This is a genomic window from Pajaroellobacter abortibovis, assembly GCF_001931505.1.
GTDB classification, from domain to species: Bacteria; Myxococcota_A; Polyangia; order Polyangiales; family Polyangiaceae; genus Pajaroellobacter; species Pajaroellobacter abortibovis.
This window is the reverse complement of sequence record NZ_CP016908.1, coordinates 344087-367222: the sequence shown is the minus strand read 5'-3', so window position 1 is coordinate 367222 and position 23136 is coordinate 344087. Positions and strand designations below refer to the sequence as shown.

Below are 23136 nucleotides of genomic sequence, written 5' to 3'. Positions count from 1 at the left end.
CTGCCATGTCTATTTCGTGCGATCATTCGTGGCTTGCACAACAGCAAAATAGATCAGGCTCAGCTTTAATAGCTTAATCGACTTCGCCAGCACAGGTGGATCAGTCAACCTCCTCAGACCGGCTGCGGGGACTCTCGAGCCCATCGCGAATCGAGGATCCCAATAGGTGTCTTGGCAATTGCTTGAAAGTCCTTCACCGTCAGGTCATGCCTCCCTCTAAATCTCACGACGGAGATCGCCTTTTTTTCCATTAAAAGGGGAAGAGGCTTTGTTTTGTTCGAAAGGCAATTTAAAATGCCTCTACGATTTCCCTGATCCAATAAAGAGAGCTGGCAATTTTGCTTTGCCTCCTGGGATAGACTTAAATCAAGGTCGTTCCCAACAGGCAACAGAAAGGGCCACTCCATGAACCAAAGCGTGGATACGACGATTAACTCTTGCCAATCGCTGCGCATCAGCAAGAGATACATGCTAAAAAATCTACTCTAAAATATCATTGGGCAGATCCATCAAACATCCGTCCGAGCCATTGGTAAAGGGTCTTTTTCAGAAGAATTTCCATCTCCTCCATTCCACTCCGGCTGTCCTCGCTCCTGTTTAAACTCAGGCAAAGAAATCTCCTCCTCCTTCATACGGACAGCAAGCGATGTATCCACGATTGGCTCCACCCCTTCCTGAAGCCCCGCACACCCCACCCAACCAAACATCCCCAGCGTTCTCTTCTTGTTTCCTCTCATTGACTTCCCTACCCCACTTTCGATTAACATGGTAGCATTATGAACGTTTCAGCTGGCTACCGTCTAAAGACATCCCAAGAACCCCTTTGATAAATTCAAACTACCATGCAGCTGCAGTTGTTTTAAGGTTCTCTACTGCATATAAGTGCGCAGCCAACTGCGCAATTCGTCACTCTTGATCAGTCCTGGATGACAGGCAACAATTTGCCCCGCTTCATCGAAGATTATCATACAAGGAACCTCCTCAATATAACCGAACGCTTTCAACTCCTCTGAGCTCGGTGGAGCAACGGCAATAGGAAAAGGGAGATTCATCTGTTTCCGCTAGAGCTAGAGTTCGACCAATGGTCGATTCGATACTTCTCGAAGCGCAATCACGCCATAAGCCATCTTTTCCCCTTGTTCTTGAGCAACTTCTTTCACAAATGCCAGCTGCGCCTGATTCAATAGTCCCACGTAGTCACAAAAACCAACACAGCTTTTTTCCCTCGCATCTTCTCTGAAGTAAATGGCCGCTCATCAATTGAAGTCATGAAACTGAACAGGAGCTACCATGGATAGCAATGGGTTGGACTGAACAGCACCCCTCTGGGATACTGAACAGGCGACTAGATCTCCTACAAACAAAAGAATCCACTTTTTTATCATTCGCCTCCATCATAAGAAATTGAAATGAGATGTCTACCTTTGCCGGTGCCGAAGCTTAATGAAACAAAAGCTTTCTCATCGAGGACATGATATAAGTGGAAGCAATGGAACAAGCTAAACGAGTCGTCATGGCCATGAGCGGAGGAGTTGACTCTTCCTTAGGCGCTGCACGATTGCACGAACAAGGGTACAATGTGATTGGCGTGACCTTACATTTATGGGACTACCCAGAGGATCTTCAAGGACAAGGGGGACACAGCCGATGTTGTGCTCCAGAAGACCAATATGATGCACGCCGCACGGCAGACATGATTGGATTTGCTCACTATACATTTGATCGCCGGCAGCTTTTTAAGAAAATGATTATAAATCCTTTTGTGGATTCCTACCTTGCTGGGAAAACTCCTAACCCATGCGTTCTGTGCAATCAGCATATCAAACTGAAGGAGCTATTTGCTCTCGCTGAACGGTTTAACGCAGCTTATGTGGCCACAGGCCATTATGCTCGCATCGGGCAAGATGCCAATGGAATCCCCTTCGTCGCAAAGGGGATCGATACGGAAAAAGATCAAAGTTATTTTCTATATGCAACTCCCCTCGAATACATGAACCGGCTTCTCTTTCCATTGGGTGATCTTTTCAAAGAGCAAGTGCGCCAAGAAGCAATCGCGCGTAGTCTCCCAGGTGCAACTAAGGGGGAGAGTCAAGAGCTCTGTTTTGCAGGTCCAAAGTCGCACGCTTATGTTTCTTTCGTTGAAAATCACGCGTCGCCCGATCGAATACGGCCAGGTCCCATTCTCGATAACGAAGGAAAACTACAGGGTAATCACCAAGGGATCCACCGTTTTACAATAGGGCAACGAAAAGGGATTGGTGTCGCCTTAGGCAAACCCGCATTTGTAACGCACATCGATCCAGAAACCCATACTATACGTTTAGGGGATAAGCGGGATCTCTTTTCTTCTTCAGCGCTGATCCGAGAAGTCACTTTGGCACCCGGAGTGACTCTTCCTCGGCGTGCAAGAGTGCGCCTTCGTTACCGCCACGAAGGAATTGATGTCGATCTTCAGATGGGCGATCAAGAGAGGGAAGCAATTGTTTATTTCCAAAAGCCCGCTCGCGCTGTTACATGCGGGCAAACTGCGGTTTTTTATGAAGGTGACCGTGTGTTGGGCGGAGGATTGATCAGCAGGGCGATCCCCTAGCAATCTGTTATCCTGTTCGATCTCACATTTTAGCTTAGAATAGAATTAAGGAAAGCATAGAAAGATTGACGTATGGAAACGCATAAAGATCTCTTATTTCTAGCCCAAGCGTCTCAATTTCATCTTTGTTACACCTGCGATGAATTCATCCATTTTGATTTGGACTCTGAGCGTTGTATTCATGGCTATCCTTATCCATTGCGTCTCTCCGTCGATCACGAAACTTCCTTTTGTCTCTGCAAAGAGTTCGAATTGGGAGGAGATTGTCCCGACCCGTGAGCCGATCGCATCCACCTACCCTTATCACCCTAACGCGCCAGGCTATCAAAAGACACCATCTGATTCAACAGGGAGATGTCGTGCTTGTAGCTATCAGCGGTGGTCCCGATTCAACTGCGCTTCTTCACGTACTCTCTCTTTTAAGAGAAAAGCTTGGGTTTCAATTGGTCGCTCATGGAGTGGATCATGGGCTCCGTTCAGAGGCACAGCAGGAGCTCGATCAGGCTGCACGAGTCGCCGCACATCTCTCCATCCTTTTCGATCGGACTCGCCTATCTGTCCAACCAGGGGGAAATCTGCAAGCACGTGCAAGAAAAGCCCGTTTTCAGGCATTAATGGATGCTGCTTCTCGTATGCAAGCCAATTGCATCGCGACAGCTCACCATGCAACCGATCGAGCAGAAACCGTGTTGCTTCGCCTTTTGCAAGGGGCAGGACCCAAAGGGCTTGCGGTGCTTCCTCCTCGCTCCGGATATCTCATCCGACCTTTCCTGTACGCTTCGCGCCTCGACATTGAAGCTCACGTCAGGCGCCATCAACTCCCTGTTTCACGGGATCCTTCCAATCAAAATCCCCGTTTCCTCCGAACGCGTGTGCGCTATCATATTCTCCCTCTCCTGCAATCGCTCAACCCTCAGATTGAGCAACACCTCTGTCATCTCGCAGAGGATCTTACACAACTCTTTATGCCCTCTGATTTAGTCCCCTCCTTACCCGAATTTACCGATAGGACCGGAACGCCTTTCCGCTCTCTACCGAGAACAACACGCAAAGCACTACAACACCTTCTTCAAACTCGTTCCACAACTATGAGGATTGCCTTGTCAAAAGGGTCTGTTGCTTTCTATGACAAAGAACGCAATCAAATTATGGTAGAGCATCCAGAGAAAAACATTGTAGAGTTGTACCCTTCTAAAGGTTGATGTTTCGTTTTCTAAGCTTATTTTTTTAAAGGAGATCAAGAAACTACATAATAACCTCTCTCTTCACTGTATCTATGGATAAAATAGTAACCGTATTGGATGATGACTCTTTATGCCCTTCAGAATGGAAAGGGCCGAGGCAATAAAACGTGAAGCAATCGCAAAAAACGCTATTCCTCTGGGTTTTGCTTATTGGTATTTTCTTGGCCATTTGGCAATTTCTAAGCCCTACAGACCGCAAGCAGATCGTTGCCTTCAGCGACTTCGTACTCGAAGTACAGAATGGAGCTGTGGAAGATATTCACATCAAGGACCGCGAGTACACATACCACTCTCGCAATGCTGATAGCTCGAAAGCAATGATTCAAAAGGAAGCTCTTGGCCCGATTGCAGATGAAACGCTATTGGCCACTTTAAAACCGAGCAATCCTGATCTTCCTGTCCCCAAAATCTACTTCGAGAGAGAAGATACCGCCAGCTTCTGGCCCAATACGTTTGTGACGCTGCTGCCCATGCTGTTCATCGGCGGGATGTTTTATCTCTTCATGCGCCAGATCCAGGTGGGCGGTGGAAAAGCGATGAGCTTTGGAAAGAGTAAAGCGCGATTGCTCAGTGAGGCGCAGCCTAAAGTCACCTTTGCAGACGTAGCGGGGATTGACGAAGCCAAGGATGAAGTAGAGGAGATCATCGTCTACCTAAAGGACCCTAAGAAATGCCAAAGACTGGGTGGTCGAATCCCCAAAGGGGTTTTGCTGATCGGACCCCCCGGGACAGGTAAAACACTGTTGGCGCGCGCGATTGCTGGAGAGGCAGAAGTCCCCTTTTTCATCACCTCTGCTTCGGAATTTGTAGAGATGTTTGTGGGGGTCGGCGCAAGCCGCGTACGCGATCTCTTCGAGCAAGGGGAGAAGAATGCCCCCTGTATCATTTTTATCGATGAAATCGACGCAGTTGGACGGCATCGAGGGGCAGGTTTCGGGGGGGGGCACGATGAGCGTGAGCAAACGCTCAATCAGCTCCTCGTAGAAATGGATGGCATAGAAGCCAACAAAGGGGTGATCATTGTAGCTGCCACCAATCGCCCCGATGTTTTGGATCCTGCGATTCTTCGACCAGGCCGATTCGATCGCAGAATCACCGTAGGGCGTCCCGATATTCGAGGACGAACCGAAATCCTACGCGTACACACCAAGCGGACCCCTCTCGCCCCTGATGTCGATCTGGAGACGATCGCGCGAGGCACTCCTGGATTTGCCGGAGCCGACTTGGAAAACTTGGTGAATGAGGCCGCTCTGCTAGCTGCTCGTCAAGATAAAGACGCTCTGACAATGTTCGACTTTGAGATGGCTAAAGACAAGGTGTATATGGGGACAGAGAGACGTTCGATGATCATCAGCGAAGAAGAGAAATGGAACACCGCTGTCCACGAAGCAGGACACACACTTGTTTCGGTCTCTTTGAAACACCATGAGCCCGTTCACAAAGTAACGATCATTCCCCGTGGACCAGCGCTCGGACTCACCTGGCATCTCCCTAAAGGGGATTCTTACAGCACCTCCAAAGAGCAAGCGGAATCCCGAATCGCAGGGCTTCTAGGAGGCCGTATTGCAGAAGAGATCATCTTCAATCACCTGACCACAGGGGCTGGAAATGACCTCGAGCGAGCGACCGAAATTGCACGCAAGATGGTTTGCGAATGGGGGATGAGCGAGAAGTTAGGACCGATCACGTATGGCAAAAAAGAGGACCAAGTCTTTCTAGGGAGAGACTACGGCAATCGACACCAGGATTATTCTGAACAGACCGCGGTTGAAATCGACCAAGAAGTGCGCGCCATCATTCAAAAACAATATGATTATGTCCGGCAAATTCTCCTCGAGAAACGCGATAAATTAGAAGCGCTCGCTCAATGCTTGAGAGAAAGAGAGACGCTCGATGCAGAAGAAATCCATGCCGTTTTGGAAGGGCGCGAGCTGCCCAAGCGAGAGAAAATTGTGATCCCCTCTTACCACGAAAAGGAAAAGACGAATAAAGAGCAAGTTAAAGTGGCCAGTATCTTTGGTAATCCACCCAAGCCTGCCCCCACTTGAAGCTTTTTGGAGAGTTTTTTCCGATCTCTCTTTTCTTCGTGTATAGCTGCGAGATCATCTACAGAACAATTTAAGGAGTACAGTGAGAGATGAAGGTTAAAATTGGGATTAATGGATTTGGGCGAATTGGGCGCGCAATCACTCGCATTTTTTATGAATCCCCCCCTCCTCTCATTGAACTAGTAGCCATCAATGATCTCGCCGATGAGAAGATGCTAGCCCATCTCTATAACTACGATAGCGTTCATCGAAAGGCAAAGGTACAGGCCAGCGCAACCAAGGGGGGAATCCATATTCAAGGAGAGCGCATTGCCCTCATCGCTGAGAGGGATCCGCGCGCACTCCCTTGGAAGTCACTGGGAGTTGATATTGTACTTGAATGTACTGGTTCCTTCACAAATCGCGAGAAGGCAGCTGCCCATCTTGAAGCGGGAGCTCAAAAGGTGATTATAAGCGCCCCCGCTCAGAATCCCGACAAGACGATCGTGTTAGGAGTCAATCATGATGAATATGATCCTAAACACCACCACGTGATATCAAACGGTTCCTGTACAACCAATTGCTTAGCACCGATCGCTAAAATTATGATGGAGCATGCTGGAATCCAACAGGGATTGATGACAACTGTACATTCCTATACCAACGACCAAGTGGTCTTGGAGACGCCTCATTCCAAAGGGGATTTAAGGCGAGCTCGCGCAGCTGCGCAAAATATGATCCCCACAACGACCGGTGCCGCTAGAGCGCTTCGAGGAGTGCTCCCCGCGCTTGCTGGGAAGATAGACGGCGCAGCTTTACGAGTCCCCACCAGCAGTGTGAGTCTGGTCGACTTCACCCTTGAGACAGAAAGGCCTACATCCAAAGACAAAATCCACGCTGCCATGCAACAAGCAGCGCAAACGACCCTCCGAGGAATTTTGAAATATACAGACGAGCCTCTTGTCTCTTCAGATTATATAGGAGACCCCCATTCCTCAATATTTGATGCAACCCAGACGCTCATCCTTGGAGATCGGTTTGTTAAAATAGCAAGTTGGTATGATAACGAATGGGGATTTTCAAACCGAATGATTGAACTAGCAGAGCGGATCGCTTCTACTTTTTAAACGATGTTGGATGGAGTGCAATGTCATGACAACAGGACTGAGAGGGATACACCCTCTCGCGAAGCTTCCCTTAGAAAATAAAACCGTCTTCTTGCGTGTCGATTTTAATGTCCCTCTCGATGAAAAGGGACAGATTCTCGATGATACAAGGATTCAGCAATCGCTCCCCACGATTAAATACATCATGAAGAAAGGGAGACGTGTCATTCTTGCGAGTCATTTGGGACACCCTCTTCCCAACGAGATGGGGAAGATTGTAGACGCGGATAGGCAAAGATTTTCTCTTGAATCGTGCGGTCTTCGACTTGCAGAACTGTTGCAATGCGATGTACACATGCCTGAAGATTGTATTGGAAAAGGGGCAAAAAAGGCGATTCTCGATCTACGGGCAGGACAGCTTTGCTTGCTGGAAAATTTAAGGTTTCATGCAGAAGAAAAAGCGAATCGAGGCTCCTTCGCAAGGGCCCTTGCCAGTTTTGCAGAAGTCTATGTCAACGATGCTTTTGGAACGCTTCATCGGACACACGCTAGTGTCTGCGCGCTGCCCAAATTATTTCGCGATCGCGGGTGCGGTTTCCTGGTCGAAAAGGAGATCCTCGCTCTTGAACGGCTCAAAAGCATCCCTCCAAGGCCCTACGTGGCCATTCTAGGCGGAGCGAAAATTGCTGACAAACTAGGTGTCCTCTACGCGCTACTCGATAAGGTGGATAGCCTCATTATCGGAGGGGCTATGGCCAACACCTTGCTCGCTGCACAGGGTTACTCTCTTCAGGCTTCTCTTGTCGAGACCGACAAACTGGCTTTAGCCCGCTCCATTCTCAAAAAAGCGGAAAAGCAACAAATAGCCATTCATCTGCCTCTCGATGTCATTACAGCAACCTCTACGCACGCAACTGAGGTCGAGACTGTACCTATACAAAATATCCCACCCTATCGAATGGCTCTTGATATAGGTTCTGAAACACGCAAGCACTACGCAAAGGTCATTGAACATGCCAAGACCATCTTCTGGAATGGACCGATGGGGCTCTTCGAAAAACCAATCTTCGCTGCAGGCACTCTAGCGCTCGCAAACAAAATAGCAACACTCGATGCTTCCATTTTCATTGGAGGCGGAGATACAGTTGCAGCGATTCAACAGGGGGGACCACTGACTTTTCAAGGCAATTGCCATCTTTCCACAGGAGGAGGTGCAGCGCTCGAACTGATCGAAGGGAAAGAGTTACCTGGTCTTGAGGCATTACGATCATGAATCCGATGCGTAAACCTCTTGTTGTTGGGAACTGGAAAATGCATCACGGTGGCCACTCCGCCCTTGAGTTGGCAAAGGGGTGTGCCGCGAGCGCGCGCACTTTGCCTCGGGTTGATCTCGTCATCGCCCCCCCCTTCACAGCACTTGCAGCGGTAGCAGCAGAGTGCGATGGTTCTCCGTTAAGTCTTGCAGCACAAAATGTACATCCTCAACCTTTCGGTGCCTACACGGGGGAGATCAGCCCTCTGATGTTGCAAGAATCAGGATGCAGGTGGGTGATTCTAGGACATAGTGAACGGCGAACCTTTGCCGGAGAAAGCGACGCCCATATCGCGGAAAAAATGCAAGCGGTCCTGCACGAGAATCTTTCTCCCATCTTATGCGTTGGGGAAACGCTCGCAGAGCGAGAGAACGGGAAAACCGATCAGGTAATCGAAAGGCAGCTTAAAATCTGTATCCCTTTGCTAACCAAGTATTCATCCTTGCCAGCTGCAATCGCCTATGAACCCATCTGGGCTATCGGAACGGGCACTGCAGCACATCCCGAAGAAGTGGCAAAAGTGCACGCCAGTATCCGCCATCAACTCGCTCAACACGACCGTGAGCGCGCAGAACGGGTTCGTCTCCTCTATGGAGGCTCTTTAAATGCGACCAACGCCTTTTCCCTTTTTTCATGCCCTCATGTAGACGGCGGTCTTATCGGGAGTGCGAGCTTGGATGCCCAATTATTTGGTGCCATTGCTCGGATCGCCAGCGAACTAACAATCTCCCCTTCTGTTCAAGAAAGGCTCTAAAGACATATGCTCACTTTTCTCCTTCAATGCCTTCATATCTTTGTGTGTCTCTTTTTAATCTTCGTCGTCCTTCTTCAACAGGGGCGAGGAGGGACCATGGGAACCCCCATGGGAGGACAAATGGCCCAACAAGTCTTTGGAGGGAGAGGCGCAGGAAATCTGCTCACACGCGTGACAACCATCTGCGCAACGATCTTTATGATAACAAGCATGTCTCTCGCTTATCTTTCCACTGCAGGAGATCGAGCGCTCAAACAAAAGATTGAAGAAGCCGAGAAACAGAAATTACTTTCTACTGAATCAACAACCCCTCCACTCGATGAAACAGAAACAATTCATCCAAAAAATAACCTCTCGGATTCTTCTCCATCCGAAACGCAATAGCTCTTTCTAGCCTATAGGGATATTGGATTGTTCGAAGAGCAAAAGACCACTCGACCAGGCGTTTTATCGGACAGAAGAAACGAGTGGCTCGTAGGATTACCTGTTTTTCTTCTCATGCTCCTCAAACTAGCGGGGGGGGGGTGGCTTCTATCTCTTGGCTTTTCCCACGTCTCAGATGATGACTACGCAAGAATTGTGATCGCGCAGAAATGGGTGGCCCGCCCAACATTGGATCCATCGGGAACCAGCTGGCTACCCTTCCCTTTCTGGATCATGGGTGGGCTCATGATGCTCGCGGATCGCACTTTACAAGTGGCTCGAATCGTCTCGATCGGAATAGGAACGATCGCACCTCTTTTGATTTATGGTGCACTGCGCGCCCGTCATTTTTCAAATTCACTCGCTTTCTCCGCCACATGCATAGGGATGCTCACTCCATGGAATGCGTGGTTAGGAGTCTGCCCAGTTCCTGAAGGACTGACAGGTGCACTCTTAGGAACAGCTCTTTTATTGATAGACCGAAAACAAAATGAAAAGTGGGTAGCCACTTGTCTTCTGATAGCCAGCTTATCACGCTATGAAGCATGGCCTCTTTGCCTCCTTTTCGCCATTCTCCACATACCTGCTCTCTTTCGAACTCCCACAAACCAATCAGCAAACCAACAGCATACCGCTCTTTGCATTCTCTTATCCCTCTCAGGCCCTCTATCCTGGATAGCGTGGAATGCCTATACCCATACCGATCCTTTTCATTTTCTGCACCGAGTGACTATGTACCGACAACTTCACACCTCTCTGTCTCCCGTGTCAGAAAATTTTTTTCTGTACCCGCAAGCACTATGGCAAGAAGGATCCTGGTTGCTGCTATGGGGTGCAACTGGAATTCCCGCACTCGCTGTGTCATCGTTCCGCAAGCGCTGGATTCCCCCTCTGATCACGAGTTTGGCTTGGTTATTCGCTTTATCCATTGCAGAAGCACGCGACCAAGCACCTACCCACCATCCCATACGCCCACTCATCCCCCTTTTTTGGGTTCTCGCAGCATTTGGAGCGGATGGCTTGCAATCAGGATTGCAGATATTGCCGCGTTTCTCTTCTCGAGGAATGTTACGGACAGTCTCGATCAGTACAGCGATCTTGCTTTACGGATTAGCATCTTTAAAGGAATGGCAATCGTATCCCGGAGCCACCCCCTCCGAGGATCGTGAGCACCAAATTCAACACGGATATGCTTTAAGGGGACGACAAAAGGGAGCCCCCCTTCTTATAACACCCTGCTTTCATGAACATTTTGCTCTGCTAGCCGCTTACGGAGCTCCGGAAGAAGCAGTTGTGAATCCTCCCTCCTACCAACATCCCCCCTCAGGTGCCCATGAAGCCTGCCCCCAGGTGATCTCCCCTTAGAGACAGATCGTGCTCACGCAACCCCATAGCTCATTTCCCTCTCTGCCCAATCCTAATCCAGAGGATTTGATGTTACTATAAGCCTATAGTAAAAAAGAAGATAAGGAGAAACGAAGTGCCGATCAAAATTGCTCAGGATGTACATGCTCGCGCATTCGACGAAGAGTTGATTATTCTTGATTTGAACGGAGGAGTGTATTATGCACTTGATCCTATTGGGGCTCGCATATGGGAGGGAATTACTCGCAACATTCCTCTCGAGGAGATCATTGAAGCGATTTCCATTGACTACGACGAGTCGAAAGAACGGGTAAAAGAAGATACGCTTCTTCTCATCAAAGAACTTGAAGATCAGAAGCTGGTTATACACACACCGACTGCACTGAGCGGATGATGATAGTAATCAACCATATTCTCCATGTTCTTGCCTATGCTCTTCTGCATATTCAAAAGCCTCAGAGAGCTAAAACCATTTTGGATCAGATAGGAAAACTTCTCCCGCCTCTTGATAGCTCCAGCAAAGTAGAAAAAGCTGTGCGAACGTTATGGGGGGGGACCTGCTTAAGCCGAGCTCTCACCATCGCCGCACGTACACCTAAGGCAGAGGTGATTATCGGAGTCAATCCACCTGGGCCCACTCTAGCACACGCTTGGGTAGAGATAGAAGGCATTGCAGTAACACCAACGGATCCCAAATGGCAAAAGTGGATCTCGTTAAAAGCACACTGAAAAACGCTCTTGACCCTCCAGAGGAGACTGCTCATGGATTCCGTTACAACCTAATTGTAGAATCTGAGCATGCATACGCAGAAGATACGGAGAAAAGACTACTGCTCCAATCATCCCCCCGTTTGTTACGATTTCCTTCATTAGCTGCGCCAGCTGCATAACCCCCAATTCATCCAGGTTAGTCTCCGGTTCATCCAGTAAAAAGATCGATCGTTTCTGCAGCAAAAGACGCGCAAGAGCCAGCCGCTGTCGTTGCCCCATCGATAAAGTAGCGACTCTGACTCCAAGCGGATCATGCTTCATAGTATCGATCAGAAACGGTCGAAGCCCTACTCGTTCCAATACTCTTTCCATATCTACTGGTTCCGCATGAGGGATCAGCCACTGAATCGCTTCCCTGACAGTACCAAGCTCAGGGAAAAAAGGACGCTGAGGGAGAAAAGCGATAGATCGACGCCACGCCTTTTGATCAAGAGCAGCCAGATCACGCCCCTGTACACGAATGGACCCCTGATCGGGCTGAATAAGCCCCAGCAACAAACGGATCCAAGTACTCTTCCCTGAACCATTCGGCCCTTTGACTAGGACTAACGTCCCTGGCTTCCATACCATGTTCAATCCAGCCAGGAGGAACTGTTGCTCCTCCAAAGAGACCTCACCATAGGAAAAACAAACGTGGCGAAGCTCTATGGTGGTTGGAAGGGAAGGAAGAGATTGAGACGGAACAGCAATGGGAGTCCGCTTAACAGGAATCCTCTGCAAGAGAGCAAAAAAAGGCCGACACTGTCCCAATAGTCTAACAAGCGCGAGAAAACTATGGACCACACCAACTAAAGGGGGGAGGGTCATCATCCAAAGAGCGAACATCTCCATCCCCTGACGAGTCCATAGAGTTTCGATTCCGGTAGAGCTCAAGCCCATCATCACGAAGCCCCCTCCCACTACAGCAAGCATACACAGAAAAGGGAGGTGGGAAGTGACTGTAGAAACAATCGCAGTAAGTCGACCTATGTCCGTCCACTTTTCGATGGCCTTCCCTGTAAGCCGCAGATGCTCTTCCTCTCTCCCTGCAGCAATCAATTCAAGCCGTCCCCGGACAGTAGCGACTACACCATTCGCCATACACCAATACGCCGCTTCCTCTTGTTGCTCAAAACCAAGGCTAAATCGCCTTCGGAGGAGCATAAGAAGTATCACCCCAATCGCTAATCCTCCCCCCATCCACACAAGCGAAAGCGTTCCTTCTCTTTTCCAAAAAAGGAGCGCAAACCAAGGGAGAACAAGCGCATTGACAGCAAATCGCAACGTTTCTTCCCCAACGATTCTTACTCCCTTCCCTACTCCTTCCCAAATGACATGGGTCAAATCCTCGTTTTGAAGCCCATCTAATGTCCTCCCGTCCTCACTCAACACAGCTCGGAACGCTTCCTGTAAAAGAACAGCCTCCAAGGCAGAACAAAGGAAAAGTTTCAAGAAAGAAGCAGCTCCCATCCATATAGCCACGAAAATAATCCACCAGCCTATCTCCTTATTCTGTCCCCTTAGCCCTGCTGATACAATCCATCCGATTCCTCCCCATTCCCCTATCCTTAAGATGAGAACAGCTATCCAAAGAAAACACAAACGCCAAGAAAGAAGCCTCCATAGAGGATGTTTTTCCTTTTTCCACTTGCTTCTTTTCTGTTCCACACTCATGATTTTTCAAGAAAAAGCATGACTATCTTAAAAGAAAAAGAGGAAGAAATTGTTTGGTTGGTAGAACAACACAATAGCAGAGAGCTCTTCGGTCGTATTGGACGCCAAGGCGATTATCTCCTCGCCGATTTCCCAGGCTACGGACGGCTGAAAGCCAAACAAGATGGGACAGCATATAGCTGGACACCAGCATCAAACGCCCCTTCTTGGCTATTGGAAAAATTCTTTCGCAGCCACCTCGAAGCTCTCTTACGCCATCTAAACGGTAAAATGACGTTGCACGGAGGAGCCGTTTCCATCCACGGACAAGCCATTGCCCTGATAGGGGCAAGTGGACACGGCAAATCCACCTTAACTGCAGTGCTCTGCCAAGACGAAGACGTCTCGCTTCTAGCCGACGATACGGTAGCCATCGAGTGGCAAAATGGGCACCCCTATATACTGCCTACGCAAACTGTCACATGGCTGCGCGACGACGCAGTAGAATATCTTTCCCTCCCATCCCATTCCGCTTACGCACCAGGCTATAAAATTCCACTCTTCCCTCCCCGCCAAACAAGCGAACTGACCCACCTTCGTGCACTGATTGAACTCCAATGGGCCCCAGGTGGAACTGACCCTCTTCTCACCCTAACCAAAGGGAGACAGCACTTCTTAGGAATTGCAACACACCTTTTCCGTTTTGCCCTCCACGAGCCAGTGCACATTCGGAATGAATTCCAACAAATAGAGCTTCTCGCCAACCAAGTCCCCTTCTACATACTTTCCCGCCCCCTTTGTTTTTCTACCTTAAGAGAAAGCATCTACCTGCTCAAAAAATTAGTCAACCCATTCCAAACCAAGACACAAACAAATAAAAATTTGTCTTTTAAAAAATTTTAGTAGATGTTAACAATGCATCAGCCAACCTGCTATGAATAGAAGGAATAACTTATCTTCAACCATTTATGAGACTAGTAAGGGGCAAACATGAAAGGGAATCTTCAACCTGTTGTGTTCATAATGAGCGTGTTTTCACTCGTGTTTATCATGCTCTCTACAGCAGGATGTGATTCTGACACAGGCATTCCAAACAAAGATGCAGGCTCAGAGGCCTCACCAGACATAGGCAAAGAAAGTGGATGGCCTATTGAAATCAGCAAAAACAACATTTCCATTGAAGAACCAAAGGCCCTCTGTGAGACTATTAATAGGTGTTGTGGATACGATGAGGGGACGTTTCTTCAAGATACTTGTACCGATCTTTTTAAAAAATCAGGGGGACTCCGAGAAGAATTCTACCAAAAAGAGCCTTATTTTAACAGTCCAAATGTTTCATTCAACCAAGATAAAGCAACTCAATGTATAGAAATAGCCTCTAAATTCTCTTGCAGCCGCGTTTCTCCAATAAAACTTTATGATCTTCTAAAAGCTTGTGTAGGTGCATTCACAGGAAACTTAAAAGAAGGCGATCCAGGCTGTAAAGATACCATAGAATGTGAGTCCGGTTATTGTGACCATAGCACTGGCATTTGTACAGCGCTCAAAAAGGAAGGAGAACCCTGTACAGAGCAGGATCAGTGTCGTTTTAGAGGTCTTCTTGAGCCCCAGGATCTGTATTGTAATTTACCTGCAGGAGCTTCTTCGGGAATATGTACAAAGGTCATTGCTACAGGAAGCCAGTGTTCTTCTAATATACTGACGGATCATCCCAGTCTTTATTACATGCAGTGCTCTTCGATGGTTTGTGAAGCCCCTTCTGGACAAGGAACACATCAATGTCAAGAAAACTTTATCATTGCTGCATCTGAGTTGTGCGATAGCTTTGATTCGACCAAGCAGTCAAATCCTTAGGATTTTTAATTGTATGCCCTTACAAATGACTCTACCACAAGCACAGGCCATATGTTAAGCCAATCTACAGCGAGGAATCCTTTATTAATTACTTTTACAAAATGATCCTCGAAGCGAGAAGCATCTACCAGTCCTAAACAGTGGAGGGCGTTCGGTCGAGCAAGATGTCGCAGCGATTTCCACCCTCCTGCCCCTTCTAAAAGTTCTCCAAAAGCTAACTCAGAATCAGCTTTATCAGGCCGAAAGCGTACAACATCAGGGACACCAAACGAGGCAAGCACCATTCGAAAGAGTCCTCGCGCTTGCCCTCCTATTAAATAAAAAGCGGGAGGGACAGACATCATCAGTGAAATCAGCCGTTCATCCGCCAAAGGATCTACATAAAAACAACCGGGAACAGTAACTTCCGTCTGCGATCTCATGTTCCAAAAAAACTGAAGGTAAGAGGCTTGCGTAAGGGCACTCAGAGATGCAGCTGAAGAAACAGGAAACTCTATTTTGAGTAGAGCCTGCATTTCCATCAATTTACTGGCTTCTGCTCGAAGGAAAGGACCTGCCCAGTAAGGGAGAAAAGATAGTCGTCTCCGACGATAGCGTGATTGACAGTACGGCATTATCCAAGAAGGAATCATGTATTTTAATAATGGATAAACAATCCAGTGACGCCATCTTGTACACGGTAAAGCAGTCCACGGAACCTTATAGCGCAACGCCCCTAAAATCCCCCCCACAACATCCCTTTTCCATATCTGATAAGGAAAAAGGCAGAGGTCACCATCGAATACATCATCCCCTTGATATCCTGTTAAAATACGTTCAGCGCCTAATTCAACAGCCTTGGAAGCCATCATAAGTTCCATTGCGCCCGTTGGCCAAACGTAAGGAGCCGAATCAAGCACCATCGCTTTTTCCATTAAGTGAGAGGCGTGAAATGGTTTTATCCGTAGTGGAACAATTCTAAGCGCAGCACAAAGCGCTTTTAAATAAGGTCGGTCACAGCCAGGACCATCAAAATCAAGTGCGATTGCCTTAATTTCTGGTTTCTTAGCACCCCGAGCTGCGGCTACAGCAGCAGCTAACACCCCACTGGAATCTACCCCTCCCCCGACATAAACAGCCACACGCTTAGCATCTCCCAATCCTCTCTTAACAGCACTCAACAACGCACTTTCTATCTCTTCTTTCCATTCTTCTGGAGTCAGAGGCTGATGTTCAGGCGTAAAGGGGGTTAATAAAGGCAACGATTCTGAAAGGGTAGATCCATCCTTTCGAATAGTAAGCACCTGTGATATCCCAAGACAGCGAACAGAAGAAAAAGGAGAAGAACTAGAAGGGCTTGACGCAACGCCCATTAGTTGAGCAGCAAGGTAAGAAGCAGAAAGAGTTTTGGAAAAGGACAAACATTCAGTAGACTGGAGAAGAGACGTAAGAGAGGAGCAGGCTACTATCCCATTCCCCTCTTGACAATGCGTATAATAAATCGTTCTTCCTCCAAAACGACTTCTTACTAATTGCAATCCACCTTGATAACACCGTGCAAGTGCAAAATGACCCCGCCACCTATTGAGGAAGGGCTTTTCTTCTTCCTCACAATAAAAAGAACCTGAGATCACCATCGCGTGCTTTCGATTGAGCAATGAAAGATAACCCTGATTAATACATGCTAACCCTACAGAGTCCTTTATTAAAAAGTCCCCTAGGATAAGTCGGGCATCTCGACAGAAGCATTCGAAAAAATGTCTAATGGCTGGCTCGCCTCGTGAGTCAAAGACAGCTACAATCATTCTTTAAGACAACCAAATAAATACTTACCTCTTCCGCCCAGGTAAGCCACTATCTGCCCTTGTTCCCGTGCCACCTTGAGTAAGCTCATAAACCGTTCCAAGATAACGCAGCTTAGGTGATGAATAAGGTTTAGGTCCTTTTGATAAACCTGCATTATCTATCTGCTCATCTTCTTGCTTTTCCAGCACTTTCATGAATCCTCAGCCTTAAGCCTTACGAGAGATCTCGATAGTACTTTTCAATCAGATATCTTTATTTTTTGCTCGCATAAATCCAACTATCCAGCATTAAGTTAGGAGTTCAGCAAAAAATACAATTATTATGTTTTGGAATAAAAGAAAGAAAAAGAAGCGCGGGTAGGATTTGAACCTACGACCTTCGGGTTATGAGCCCGACGAGCTACCAGACTGCTCCACCGCGCACTAATGCACGCTTCAGCACTCTATCTTTCCGCCTTCAGATTGTCAATAGAAAGAAAAGAATAGATAAGGGGTTCTACAGCTCCAGAGCGCTTTTTTGATTGTGTGCGAAATATTCTGCCAACGATGACAAGAGTGCGGGGAGGGTGTATACATCGGCTGTGACATGTACCTTGATTCTCAAACGGTGCAATGTGGCTGTAGTGATGGGGCCAATGCTTGCCACACAGCATTGTTCTAGCAGCGAGCCGGCCCTTTCTCCAAGGCCCACGCATAAAGAGCGAGCTATACTGCTTGAAGTGAGCAAAACTGCATCGATTGCCTGATGTTCAAAAGCGGATGCCAAGTTTTGAAACGTTTCCAGAGAGGGAGTATAAGTCTCATAAACAGCAACCACATCGACTTGATAACCGTGCAGGCGCAATGCATTAGGTAGAGCCTGGCGAGCTTCCAAAGCGCGTAAAATAAGCACGCGATTCTCTTGTTGAGGACCCTTTTTTGATTCAATAAGCTCCTTTGCTAGTCCTTCTCCTCGAAACTCCTGAGCAACCACATCGACTTTAAGACCCTTTGACTCAAGCGCTCGAGCCGTTGCAGGGCCAATCGCACCTAGCCGAACCCCTTTGAAAATGGATGCATCAAGATGCTGCTCGATTATCGCCTTCCACGTCCACTCAACCCCATTCACACTTGTAAATAAAACCCACAGATACCCCTGAGGGAGACTGTGAAGAGCATGCGTGACAAGTTCAGGAAAAGGAGGAGGACGCAGTGCGATCATCGGAGCCAGAAGGGGTTCTGCACCATAACTCCTCACAAGAACCGCTGTTTCTTCGGCTTGATGTTGAGCTCGTGTAATTAAAATCCGCTTGCCCTGCAGAGACTTATCTTCCATCATTGCAGCCTTTCAAAGAGGATAGTGCTCTCTCTCTTTGAATTCGTCAGTTTGGATACATTTATGGTAGAAAAAAACTATGGGTTTTCCAACTATACGCCCCCGACGACTTCGCGCAACTCCATTCATCCGCAGTCTCGTTCAGGAAACTTACCTCGCGCCATCTCAACTGATCTACCCTCTCTTCTTCTCTGATTCCATCGACAAAGGCGAACCTATTAAAAACATGCCGAATCAGATAAGACATCCTGTACGAGAGGCACGCCAACAGGCCAAGGAACTCGTCTCGAGAGGCATCAAAGGAGCTCTCCTGTTTGGACTCCCCACCACGAAAGATGCCTACGGAACAAGCGCATATGATCCCGATGGCCCTGTCCCACGAGCCCTTGCTGAAATGAAAAACGCTGCCCCCGATCTCTATCTGATGACCGACGTATGCGTAGACGCATACACCGATCATGGGCATTGCGGACTTCTCAAATCCAGCACTTCTCCCCACCTCAATGGTTTCGAAATCGATAACGACAGCACTTTAGAAGTCCTTGCCAAAGTTGCCGTCACCCACGCACGAGCAGGCGCAGATATGGTTGCCCCAAGTGCAATGATGGATGGACAGGTCTCCGCGATTCGACAAGCCCTCGATCAGGAAGGGCATAACCCTACAGCGATCATGAGTTACGCAGTCAAATACGCAAGTGCTTTCTACGCTCCTTTCCGAGATGCAGCAGACTGTAAACCGCAATTTGGGGACCGCGCAAGCTACCAGCTGCCCCCCTCCAACCAGCGAGAAGCACTCCGAGAAGCAGCGCTCGACGAAGCAGAAGGGGCTGACATCCTTTTAGTCAAACCCGGGCTTTTATGCTTAGATGTCATCCGCACCTTATCGGAATCAACCTATCTTCCGATCGCCGCTTATCACGTTTCAGGTGAATACGCGATGCTGCATGCAAGCGCCGCGCACAAAATACTCCCCTTAGAACGCGCTGTTCTTGAAGTGTTGACAGCCATTCGCCGCGCTGGAGCTAATTTCGTGATTACCTACCATGCGCTTGAAGCAGCTGAATGGCTCTACTCTTAGCGACCCCATTTCTTTTCCTCTCTGAAGCCTATGTATCACTTTATCCACCCTTTACTGATAGTTCTTTTTTGGATTGGGATCAGCCACTGTCAACCGAATATGTGTGGTGGTGAGACACTCGATTTCGGCTTAAAAGAAGGGGAAGGACGTCTTATTGACGACAGGACATGGGAAAGCAACGCTATGGAAGAAGCTTGGCTCCCGTATGGCCCCCGTCAGATTTTGCGTTTATCCATACCTTATTTTTCAGACCGCATCCCTCTCGAGGTCAAGGTGTATATCAGCGGTTACCAGGCTCCGAATCAGGCCACTCCCGATCCCAACCAACCTATCCCTGACAACTTTGCTCTAGCCTCAGGCAACCTAGCAGAAACGTTCATACCTGGTCCTGGTCAGGTCGTGGTGCATAACAACACGTGCGCGCACTTTTACGCTCGGGTGGTGATTCATTTCCCCCCACGCGTCCCCTTTATTCCCCCGCCTTCACCGTAGCCTTCAAGAATAAGGATTTATTCTTTACACCTTCTTGTGGACTGACTATCATTTTCAGCATTTGTACCATGTTTACAGGGATCATTCAGGCGTGTGGTATTCTTAAGGGGCGTCTTCAGAAGAGTTCAGGTGCTAGACTTACAATCCAATGCTCTTCTCTATTCCCTTCGTTTGGTGAATCGGTCGCAGTAGATGGAACGTGCCTTACTATAGCTCAGCTTAAAAATGATTGCTTCGAGGTAGATGCCTCAGAAGAAACCCTACGCCGCACGACTCTTGGAGCTCTCTCTCTTGGATCCTCGCTCAATTTAGAACGTTCACTACAGCTTCATGATCGTTTAGGGGGACACCTGGTCCTTGGACACATAGATGGAACTGCACCTCTCGTCCAGCGCATCCCTAAAGGAGACTCTTTTCAATTAGGCTTCTCCTATCCGAAGGAGTGGAACTCGATGTTAGCGATCAAAGGATGTATTACCATCAACGGAGTAAGCCTGACGCTGACAAACATTGAGCTCAACCGATTTGAAGTGGTGATTATTCCTACAACCTGTCATTTAACGAACCTCCATCGTCTCAAGATAGGCCAAAAAGTCAACATAGAACTCGATGTTATGGCTCGTTATGTCGCAAGATGGTTAGAGCACAACACACTTCTTCAGTCTCTATCCAAAACAGGCTATCTGAATCAGAAGATTCGTGGCACTTCACTTAAAACAGACCCTATTTTAACCCAAGAGGATGAATGACATCTCTTCCTTGTTCTTCTATGAAACAAGTGCAACAAGCACTCTCCGATTTGGCTCGCGGTCAACCAGTTCTTGTGTTCGATGATGAGACTCGAGAAAATGAAGGCGATCTGATCTTAGCCGCACAGCATGCAACGCCTGAAGCCATTAATTTTATGATTACCCACGGTAAGGGGTTGGTCTGCTTGGCTCTAACACCCAGCCAGATCAACCATCTTGGATTACCCCTCATGGAATGGCCAGGACATGAGCGCCCAACGCTCGGAACAGCATTCACGGTGAGTATCGGGTCCAAATCAGAAGTAACAACAGGTATTAGTGCAGCCGATCGAGCCCACACTATCCGTCTCGCTTCTGATCCGAAATGCAATCCAGATAAATTGATTTGTCCAGGGCATATCTTCCCTCTCCGCGCACAACCAGGAGGGGTTATCCAAAGAGCAGGTCATACAGAAAGCGCCGTGGATCTAACTAGACTTGCTGGACTAACCCCTGCCGGTGTCACTTGTGAAGTAATAGACGAGCACGGAGTTCCTGCGAGAACAACAGCCCTTCGTTCATTCGCACAAAAGCATCAGTTATGTTTGGTCACCGTTAAGGACCTGATCTACTACCGATTGTCGACAGAAAAGCTTGTATGGCCTACTCAACAGACCCCATTCCTTGATCTTCAGGAAGAACAAACAAGATGGGTTTTACATGAATTTGATTCGGCTTTACCAGACATTTCTCTCGCTGCTCTGGTACGCACCCAAAAAGAGCCATCATCGCCTCCCTTATGCCTATTTTCGATTGATCCGAAAGGGTCAGCAGCTTTGTATACCCTCCTGAAAAGGGGAGAAGCTTCTACACTCTTCCAAGAAATGAATGAGTACTGCGCAGATATCCTGCTTCTCTACAAAAACAAGTCTGATGCTCACAGAGGAATCTCTTCTCCACCATCTTTAGCTTCAGACTCTCTTTCCCCCTTGTCCGATAGTAGCTCTATCGATCCGACAAAGAGAATTCAAATCAGTGGACTAGAAGCTCAAGTGCTACGGCATCTATCGTCCTCCCAAATTCGCCTTCGAGAAAAAGAACAAGTGTTTGCCTCGGAAGTGGAATCACTTGGTATCAAAGTTATTGGAAGTTGAGGTCACACCATGTCTGTATCCATTCGCACGCTTGAAGGAAATCTGATCGTTCCACAAGAGGCACGTTTTGCTATTGCCGCTAGTCGGTTCAATCACCTGGTTGTGGATAGATTGATTGAAGGGGCCCAAGATGCCCTTGTACGGCACGGGGCTAAAGCAGAAAATATTACGCTCGTCCGTCTCCCTGGGTTGTTTGAAATGCCAATCCCACTTCAACGCCTTGCCCAATCGCAAAAATTCGATGCAATCATTGCTCTAGGGTGTGCGATACGAGGGTCTACTTCCCACTTTGACTTAATCTCTCACGAGGTCACCAAGAGCATTGCTCATATTACCCTCTCTACAGGCATCCCTATTCTCTTCGGCATTCTCACAACGGAAACAATCGAACAGGCGGCTGAGCGTGCAGGAACGAAAATGGGGAATAAAGGATGGGAAGCTGCACTCGCAGCGATCGAAATGGCTAATCTCAATCAAATTCTCACCGATCAGGGGCTTTAATCCAGAATGGGCGCACGTCATTCGGGTCGACAAGCAGCCCTCCAAATTTTATTTCAAATAGATGCCTCAGAGCTTAACCTAGAGCAGGTCATCTCTCTGTTCTGGCATCACTTTGAGAGCGATCCAGAAGGTCGCTCTTATGCGGAACAGGCTGTTCGAGGAACGCAGCAAGCTCTTCAAGAGATCGATCAGATCATTCAAGAGGCTTCCATTCACTGGAAAGTAGTCCGGATGGGTCGAGTCGACCGCAATATTCTACGGTTAGGAACTTGGGAACTGATGTACTCCACCCAAGTGCCACACGCCGTCGTCCTCAATGAAGCAATTGAATTGGCTAAAACATTCGGAACTGAAGAATCAGGCGCTTTTGTTAATGGAGTTCTCAATCAAATCGCAGAACGGATTGTCCCCACCCCTTCACCTCTTACTCCATCCCCTTAGTGGACATGAAGATCGAGCTGATCCCTCCTCACCTACCCTCTCTTAAACAATCTCCACACGCGGATGCGATCGTTTGCTCAGTATACAGCGATGAGCGTCCTTTCCAAGGACTTGCCGCACTCGTAGATTGGTGGATAGCAGGACGCCTCAGTCAACTAGCGAAACAGCAATTTTTTATAGGTCAAGAAGGAGATATCTTGCTTGCAACAGGGAAATGGACTCCCCCTTTGAAAAGAATTTTTTTACTTGGCCTCGGACCACGCTGCACATTCAACACATGCATTTTTGAGAATAGCCTTCGTAAAATCCACTCGACCTTAATAGAAATAGGAATCACACAAGCAATTGTAGAGCTTCCTGGCCGAGGAGATAACGCGATTCCCTTATCGGAGGCGATCCCTCTGTTCATTTCTTTTCTTACAGTCATTTCACCGACAGAAGAACAAAAGCAAAACACTTGGTGGGTTGTAGAACATCAAGAAGGTCATGACTATCTGACAGAGCAACTCGCAGAATATCAGAGACGTCGACGTCGCTTTTTCATAGAAACAGAAGGTTAACCCC

26 protein-coding genes and 1 tRNA gene are annotated in these 23136 nt (G+C 48.0%); 20 read left to right on the top strand and 7 right to left on the bottom strand.

What is annotated here, in order from left to right:
- Positions 1–509: 509 nt before the first annotated feature.
- Both BCY86_RS01825 and BCY86_RS10465 read right to left on the bottom strand, forming a co-directional pair.
- Positions 510–767 carry a hypothetical protein gene (locus BCY86_RS01825; protein ID WP_156864987.1) on the bottom strand — a complete coding sequence of 86 codons (258 nt, stop codon included), beginning with the start codon at positions 765–767 and terminating at the stop codon, positions 510–512.
- A 300-nt stretch (positions 768–1067) separates the two neighbouring features.
- Positions 1068–1193, bottom strand: a complete 126-nt coding sequence (locus BCY86_RS10465; RefSeq protein ID WP_275935835.1) for a hypothetical protein — start codon at positions 1191–1193, stop codon at positions 1068–1070.
- Positions 1194–1489: 296 nt separating this feature from the next.
- Between BCY86_RS10465 and mnmA the strand changes: the two genes are divergently transcribed.
- From mnmA to BCY86_RS01765, 11 genes are all read left to right on the top strand, one after another.
- Positions 1490–2590: a tRNA 2-thiouridine(34) synthase MnmA gene (gene mnmA, locus BCY86_RS01815; protein WP_075277511.1), complete on the top strand. Its 1101-nt coding sequence runs from the start codon at positions 1490–1492 to the stop codon at positions 2588–2590.
- Positions 2591–2662: 72 nt separating this feature from the next.
- Entirely contained in the window at positions 2663–2869 is a 207-nt protein-coding gene (locus tag BCY86_RS09565; protein WP_075276194.1) for a hypothetical protein, read from the top strand.
- Positions 2866–3792 (top strand): tRNA lysidine(34) synthetase TilS, encoded by a 927-nt coding sequence (gene tilS, locus BCY86_RS01805; RefSeq protein ID WP_075276193.1) that lies wholly within the window; start codon positions 2866–2868, stop codon positions 3790–3792. The genes BCY86_RS09565 and tilS overlap by 4 nt, the downstream gene beginning before the upstream one ends.
- Before the next feature lie 149 nt (positions 3793–3941).
- Positions 3942–5882 (top strand): ATP-dependent zinc metalloprotease FtsH, encoded by a 1941-nt coding sequence (gene ftsH / locus BCY86_RS01800; protein WP_075276192.1) that lies wholly within the window; start codon positions 3942–3944, stop codon positions 5880–5882.
- A gap of 89 nt (positions 5883–5971) precedes the next feature.
- Positions 5972–6988 (top strand): type I glyceraldehyde-3-phosphate dehydrogenase, encoded by a 1017-nt coding sequence (gene gap, locus BCY86_RS01795; protein ID WP_075276191.1) that lies wholly within the window; start codon positions 5972–5974, stop codon positions 6986–6988.
- 10 nt (positions 6989–6998) lie between these two features.
- Complete coding sequence (locus tag BCY86_RS01790) at positions 6999–8240, top strand: phosphoglycerate kinase (protein WP_245776246.1); 1242 nt, start codon at positions 6999–7001, stop codon at positions 8238–8240.
- The gene (gene tpiA, locus BCY86_RS01785) at positions 8237–9034 is read left to right on the top strand and encodes a triose-phosphate isomerase (RefSeq protein ID WP_083604115.1); all 798 of its coding nucleotides are present in this window, start codon (positions 8237–8239) and stop codon (positions 9032–9034) included. The genes BCY86_RS01790 and tpiA overlap by 4 nt, the downstream gene beginning before the upstream one ends.
- Positions 9035–9040: 6 nt before the next feature.
- Positions 9041–9418, top strand: coding sequence for a preprotein translocase subunit SecG (gene secG / locus BCY86_RS01780; protein ID WP_075276189.1), 378 nt, complete (start codon positions 9041–9043; stop codon positions 9416–9418).
- A gap of 27 nt (positions 9419–9445) precedes the next feature.
- Complete coding sequence (locus BCY86_RS01775) at positions 9446–10822, top strand: hypothetical protein (protein WP_156864986.1); 1377 nt, start codon at positions 9446–9448, stop codon at positions 10820–10822.
- A gap of 115 nt (positions 10823–10937) precedes the next feature.
- Complete coding sequence (locus BCY86_RS01770; protein WP_172824770.1) at positions 10938–11216, top strand: PqqD family protein; 279 nt, start codon at positions 10938–10940, stop codon at positions 11214–11216.
- Positions 11213–11551, top strand: a complete 339-nt coding sequence (locus BCY86_RS01765) for a lasso peptide biosynthesis B2 protein (RefSeq protein WP_075276186.1) — start codon at positions 11213–11215, stop codon at positions 11549–11551. Before BCY86_RS01770 ends, BCY86_RS01765 begins: the two co-directional genes overlap by 4 nt.
- Here BCY86_RS01765 and BCY86_RS01760 read toward each other — a convergent pair.
- Positions 11537–13246: an ATP-binding cassette domain-containing protein gene (locus BCY86_RS01760; RefSeq protein ID WP_075276185.1), complete on the bottom strand. Its 1710-nt coding sequence runs from the start codon at positions 13244–13246 to the stop codon at positions 11537–11539. The two genes, BCY86_RS01765 and BCY86_RS01760, sit on opposite strands and share 15 nt — an antisense overlap.
- A gap of 18 nt (positions 13247–13264) precedes the next feature.
- Here BCY86_RS01760 and BCY86_RS01755 point away from each other — a divergent pair, with 18 nt between their 5' ends.
- Both BCY86_RS01755 and BCY86_RS01750 read left to right on the top strand, forming a co-directional pair.
- The gene (locus BCY86_RS01755; RefSeq protein ID WP_156864985.1) at positions 13265–14128 is read left to right on the top strand and encodes a phosphoenolpyruvate carboxykinase (ATP); all 864 of its coding nucleotides are present in this window, start codon (positions 13265–13267) and stop codon (positions 14126–14128) included.
- Positions 14129–14215: 87 nt separating this feature from the next.
- On the top strand, positions 14216–15079 hold the full coding sequence (locus BCY86_RS01750; protein ID WP_075276183.1) for a hypothetical protein: 864 nt from the start codon (positions 14216–14218) through the stop codon (positions 15077–15079).
- Positions 15080–15084: 5 nt separating this feature from the next.
- On the opposite strand, the gene BCY86_RS01745 is transcribed toward BCY86_RS01750, so the two are convergent.
- From BCY86_RS01745 to BCY86_RS01735, 4 genes are all read right to left on the bottom strand, one after another.
- Positions 15085–16863: an asparagine synthase-related protein gene (locus BCY86_RS01745; protein WP_075276182.1), complete on the bottom strand. Its 1779-nt coding sequence runs from the start codon at positions 16861–16863 to the stop codon at positions 15085–15087.
- A 24-nt stretch (positions 16864–16887) separates the two neighbouring features.
- Positions 16888–17058 carry a hypothetical protein gene (locus tag BCY86_RS09560; RefSeq protein WP_156864984.1) on the bottom strand — a complete coding sequence of 57 codons (171 nt, stop codon included), beginning with the start codon at positions 17056–17058 and terminating at the stop codon, positions 16888–16890.
- 154 nt (positions 17059–17212) lie between these two features.
- Positions 17213–17286, bottom strand: a tRNA-Met gene (locus BCY86_RS01740).
- A gap of 73 nt (positions 17287–17359) precedes the next feature.
- Positions 17360–18181 (bottom strand): uroporphyrinogen-III synthase, encoded by an 822-nt coding sequence (locus BCY86_RS01735; protein WP_083604113.1) that lies wholly within the window; start codon positions 18179–18181, stop codon positions 17360–17362.
- A gap of 76 nt (positions 18182–18257) precedes the next feature.
- On the opposite strand from BCY86_RS01735, the gene hemB reads away from it, so the two are divergent.
- The 7 genes from hemB to BCY86_RS01700 all read left to right on the top strand — a co-directional run bounded on the left by hemB (position 18258) and on the right by BCY86_RS01700 (position 23132).
- Entirely contained in the window at positions 18258–19256 is a 999-nt protein-coding gene (gene hemB / locus BCY86_RS01730; RefSeq protein ID WP_075276180.1) for a porphobilinogen synthase, read from the top strand.
- A 30-nt stretch (positions 19257–19286) separates the two neighbouring features.
- Positions 19287–19748, top strand: coding sequence for a hypothetical protein (locus BCY86_RS01725; RefSeq protein WP_156864983.1), 462 nt, complete (start codon positions 19287–19289; stop codon positions 19746–19748).
- A 68-nt stretch (positions 19749–19816) separates the two neighbouring features.
- On the top strand, positions 19817–20497 hold the full coding sequence (locus BCY86_RS01720) for a riboflavin synthase (protein ID WP_075276178.1): 681 nt from the start codon (positions 19817–19819) through the stop codon (positions 20495–20497).
- Complete coding sequence (ribB, locus tag BCY86_RS01715; RefSeq protein ID WP_075276177.1) at positions 20494–21630, top strand: 3,4-dihydroxy-2-butanone-4-phosphate synthase; 1137 nt, start codon at positions 20494–20496, stop codon at positions 21628–21630. The genes BCY86_RS01720 and ribB overlap by 4 nt, the downstream gene beginning before the upstream one ends.
- Positions 21631–21639: 9 nt before the next feature.
- The gene (ribH, locus tag BCY86_RS01710) at positions 21640–22131 is read left to right on the top strand and encodes a 6,7-dimethyl-8-ribityllumazine synthase (RefSeq protein WP_075276176.1); all 492 of its coding nucleotides are present in this window, start codon (positions 21640–21642) and stop codon (positions 22129–22131) included.
- Between the two features lie 6 nt (positions 22132–22137).
- On the top strand, positions 22138–22572 hold the full coding sequence (gene nusB, locus BCY86_RS01705) for a transcription antitermination factor NusB (protein WP_075276175.1): 435 nt from the start codon (positions 22138–22140) through the stop codon (positions 22570–22572).
- A 5-nt stretch (positions 22573–22577) separates the two neighbouring features.
- Positions 22578–23132 carry a M17 family peptidase N-terminal domain-containing protein gene (locus tag BCY86_RS01700; RefSeq protein ID WP_075276174.1) on the top strand — a complete coding sequence of 185 codons (555 nt, stop codon included), beginning with the start codon at positions 22578–22580 and terminating at the stop codon, positions 23130–23132.
- Positions 23133–23136 lie beyond the last annotated feature (4 nt).

Excerpts from the sequence above, each read along its gene's own strand:
- secG (WP_075276189.1), top strand. The coding sequence starts at position 9,041 with ATGCTCACTTTTCTCCTTCAATGCCTTCATATCTTTGTGTGTCTCTTT.
- BCY86_RS01790 (WP_245776246.1), top strand. The coding sequence starts at position 6,999 with ATGGAGTGCAATGTCATGACAACAGGACTGAGAGGGATACACCCTCTC.
- gap (WP_075276191.1), top strand. The coding sequence starts at position 5,972 with ATGAAGGTTAAAATTGGGATTAATGGATTTGGGCGAATTGGGCGCGCA.
- BCY86_RS01765 (WP_075276186.1), top strand. The coding sequence starts at position 11,213 with ATGATGATAGTAATCAACCATATTCTCCATGTTCTTGCCTATGCTCTT.
- BCY86_RS01745 (WP_075276182.1), bottom strand. The coding sequence starts at position 16,863 with ATGATTGTAGCTGTCTTTGACTCACGAGGCGAGCCAGCCATTAGACAT.
- BCY86_RS01825 (WP_156864987.1), bottom strand. The coding sequence starts at position 767 with ATGTTAATCGAAAGTGGGGTAGGGAAGTCAATGAGAGGAAACAAGAAG.
- hemB (WP_075276180.1), top strand. The coding sequence starts at position 18,258 with ATGGGTTTTCCAACTATACGCCCCCGACGACTTCGCGCAACTCCATTC.
- BCY86_RS01700 (WP_075276174.1), top strand. The coding sequence starts at position 22,578 with ATGAAGATCGAGCTGATCCCTCCTCACCTACCCTCTCTTAAACAATCT.
- BCY86_RS01755 (WP_156864985.1), top strand. The coding sequence starts at position 13,265 with ATGACTATCTTAAAAGAAAAAGAGGAAGAAATTGTTTGGTTGGTAGAA.
- BCY86_RS01760 (WP_075276185.1), bottom strand. The coding sequence starts at position 13,246 with ATGAGTGTGGAACAGAAAAGAAGCAAGTGGAAAAAGGAAAAACATCCT.
- BCY86_RS01720 (WP_075276178.1), top strand. The coding sequence starts at position 19,817 with ATGTTTACAGGGATCATTCAGGCGTGTGGTATTCTTAAGGGGCGTCTT.
- BCY86_RS09560 (WP_156864984.1), bottom strand. The coding sequence starts at position 17,058 with ATGAAAGTGCTGGAAAAGCAAGAAGATGAGCAGATAGATAATGCAGGT.
- ribB (WP_075276177.1), top strand. The coding sequence starts at position 20,494 with ATGACATCTCTTCCTTGTTCTTCTATGAAACAAGTGCAACAAGCACTC.
- BCY86_RS01735 (WP_083604113.1), bottom strand. The coding sequence starts at position 18,181 with ATGATGGAAGATAAGTCTCTGCAGGGCAAGCGGATTTTAATTACACGA.
- BCY86_RS09565 (WP_075276194.1), top strand. The coding sequence starts at position 2,663 with ATGGAAACGCATAAAGATCTCTTATTTCTAGCCCAAGCGTCTCAATTT.
- tpiA (WP_083604115.1), top strand. The coding sequence starts at position 8,237 with ATGAATCCGATGCGTAAACCTCTTGTTGTTGGGAACTGGAAAATGCAT.
- nusB (WP_075276175.1), top strand. The coding sequence starts at position 22,138 with ATGGGCGCACGTCATTCGGGTCGACAAGCAGCCCTCCAAATTTTATTT.
- mnmA (WP_075277511.1), top strand. The coding sequence starts at position 1,490 with ATGGAACAAGCTAAACGAGTCGTCATGGCCATGAGCGGAGGAGTTGAC.
- BCY86_RS01725 (WP_156864983.1), top strand. The coding sequence starts at position 19,287 with ATGTATCACTTTATCCACCCTTTACTGATAGTTCTTTTTTGGATTGGG.
- BCY86_RS01750 (WP_075276183.1), top strand. The coding sequence starts at position 14,216 with ATGAAAGGGAATCTTCAACCTGTTGTGTTCATAATGAGCGTGTTTTCA.
- ribH (WP_075276176.1), top strand. The coding sequence starts at position 21,640 with ATGTCTGTATCCATTCGCACGCTTGAAGGAAATCTGATCGTTCCACAA.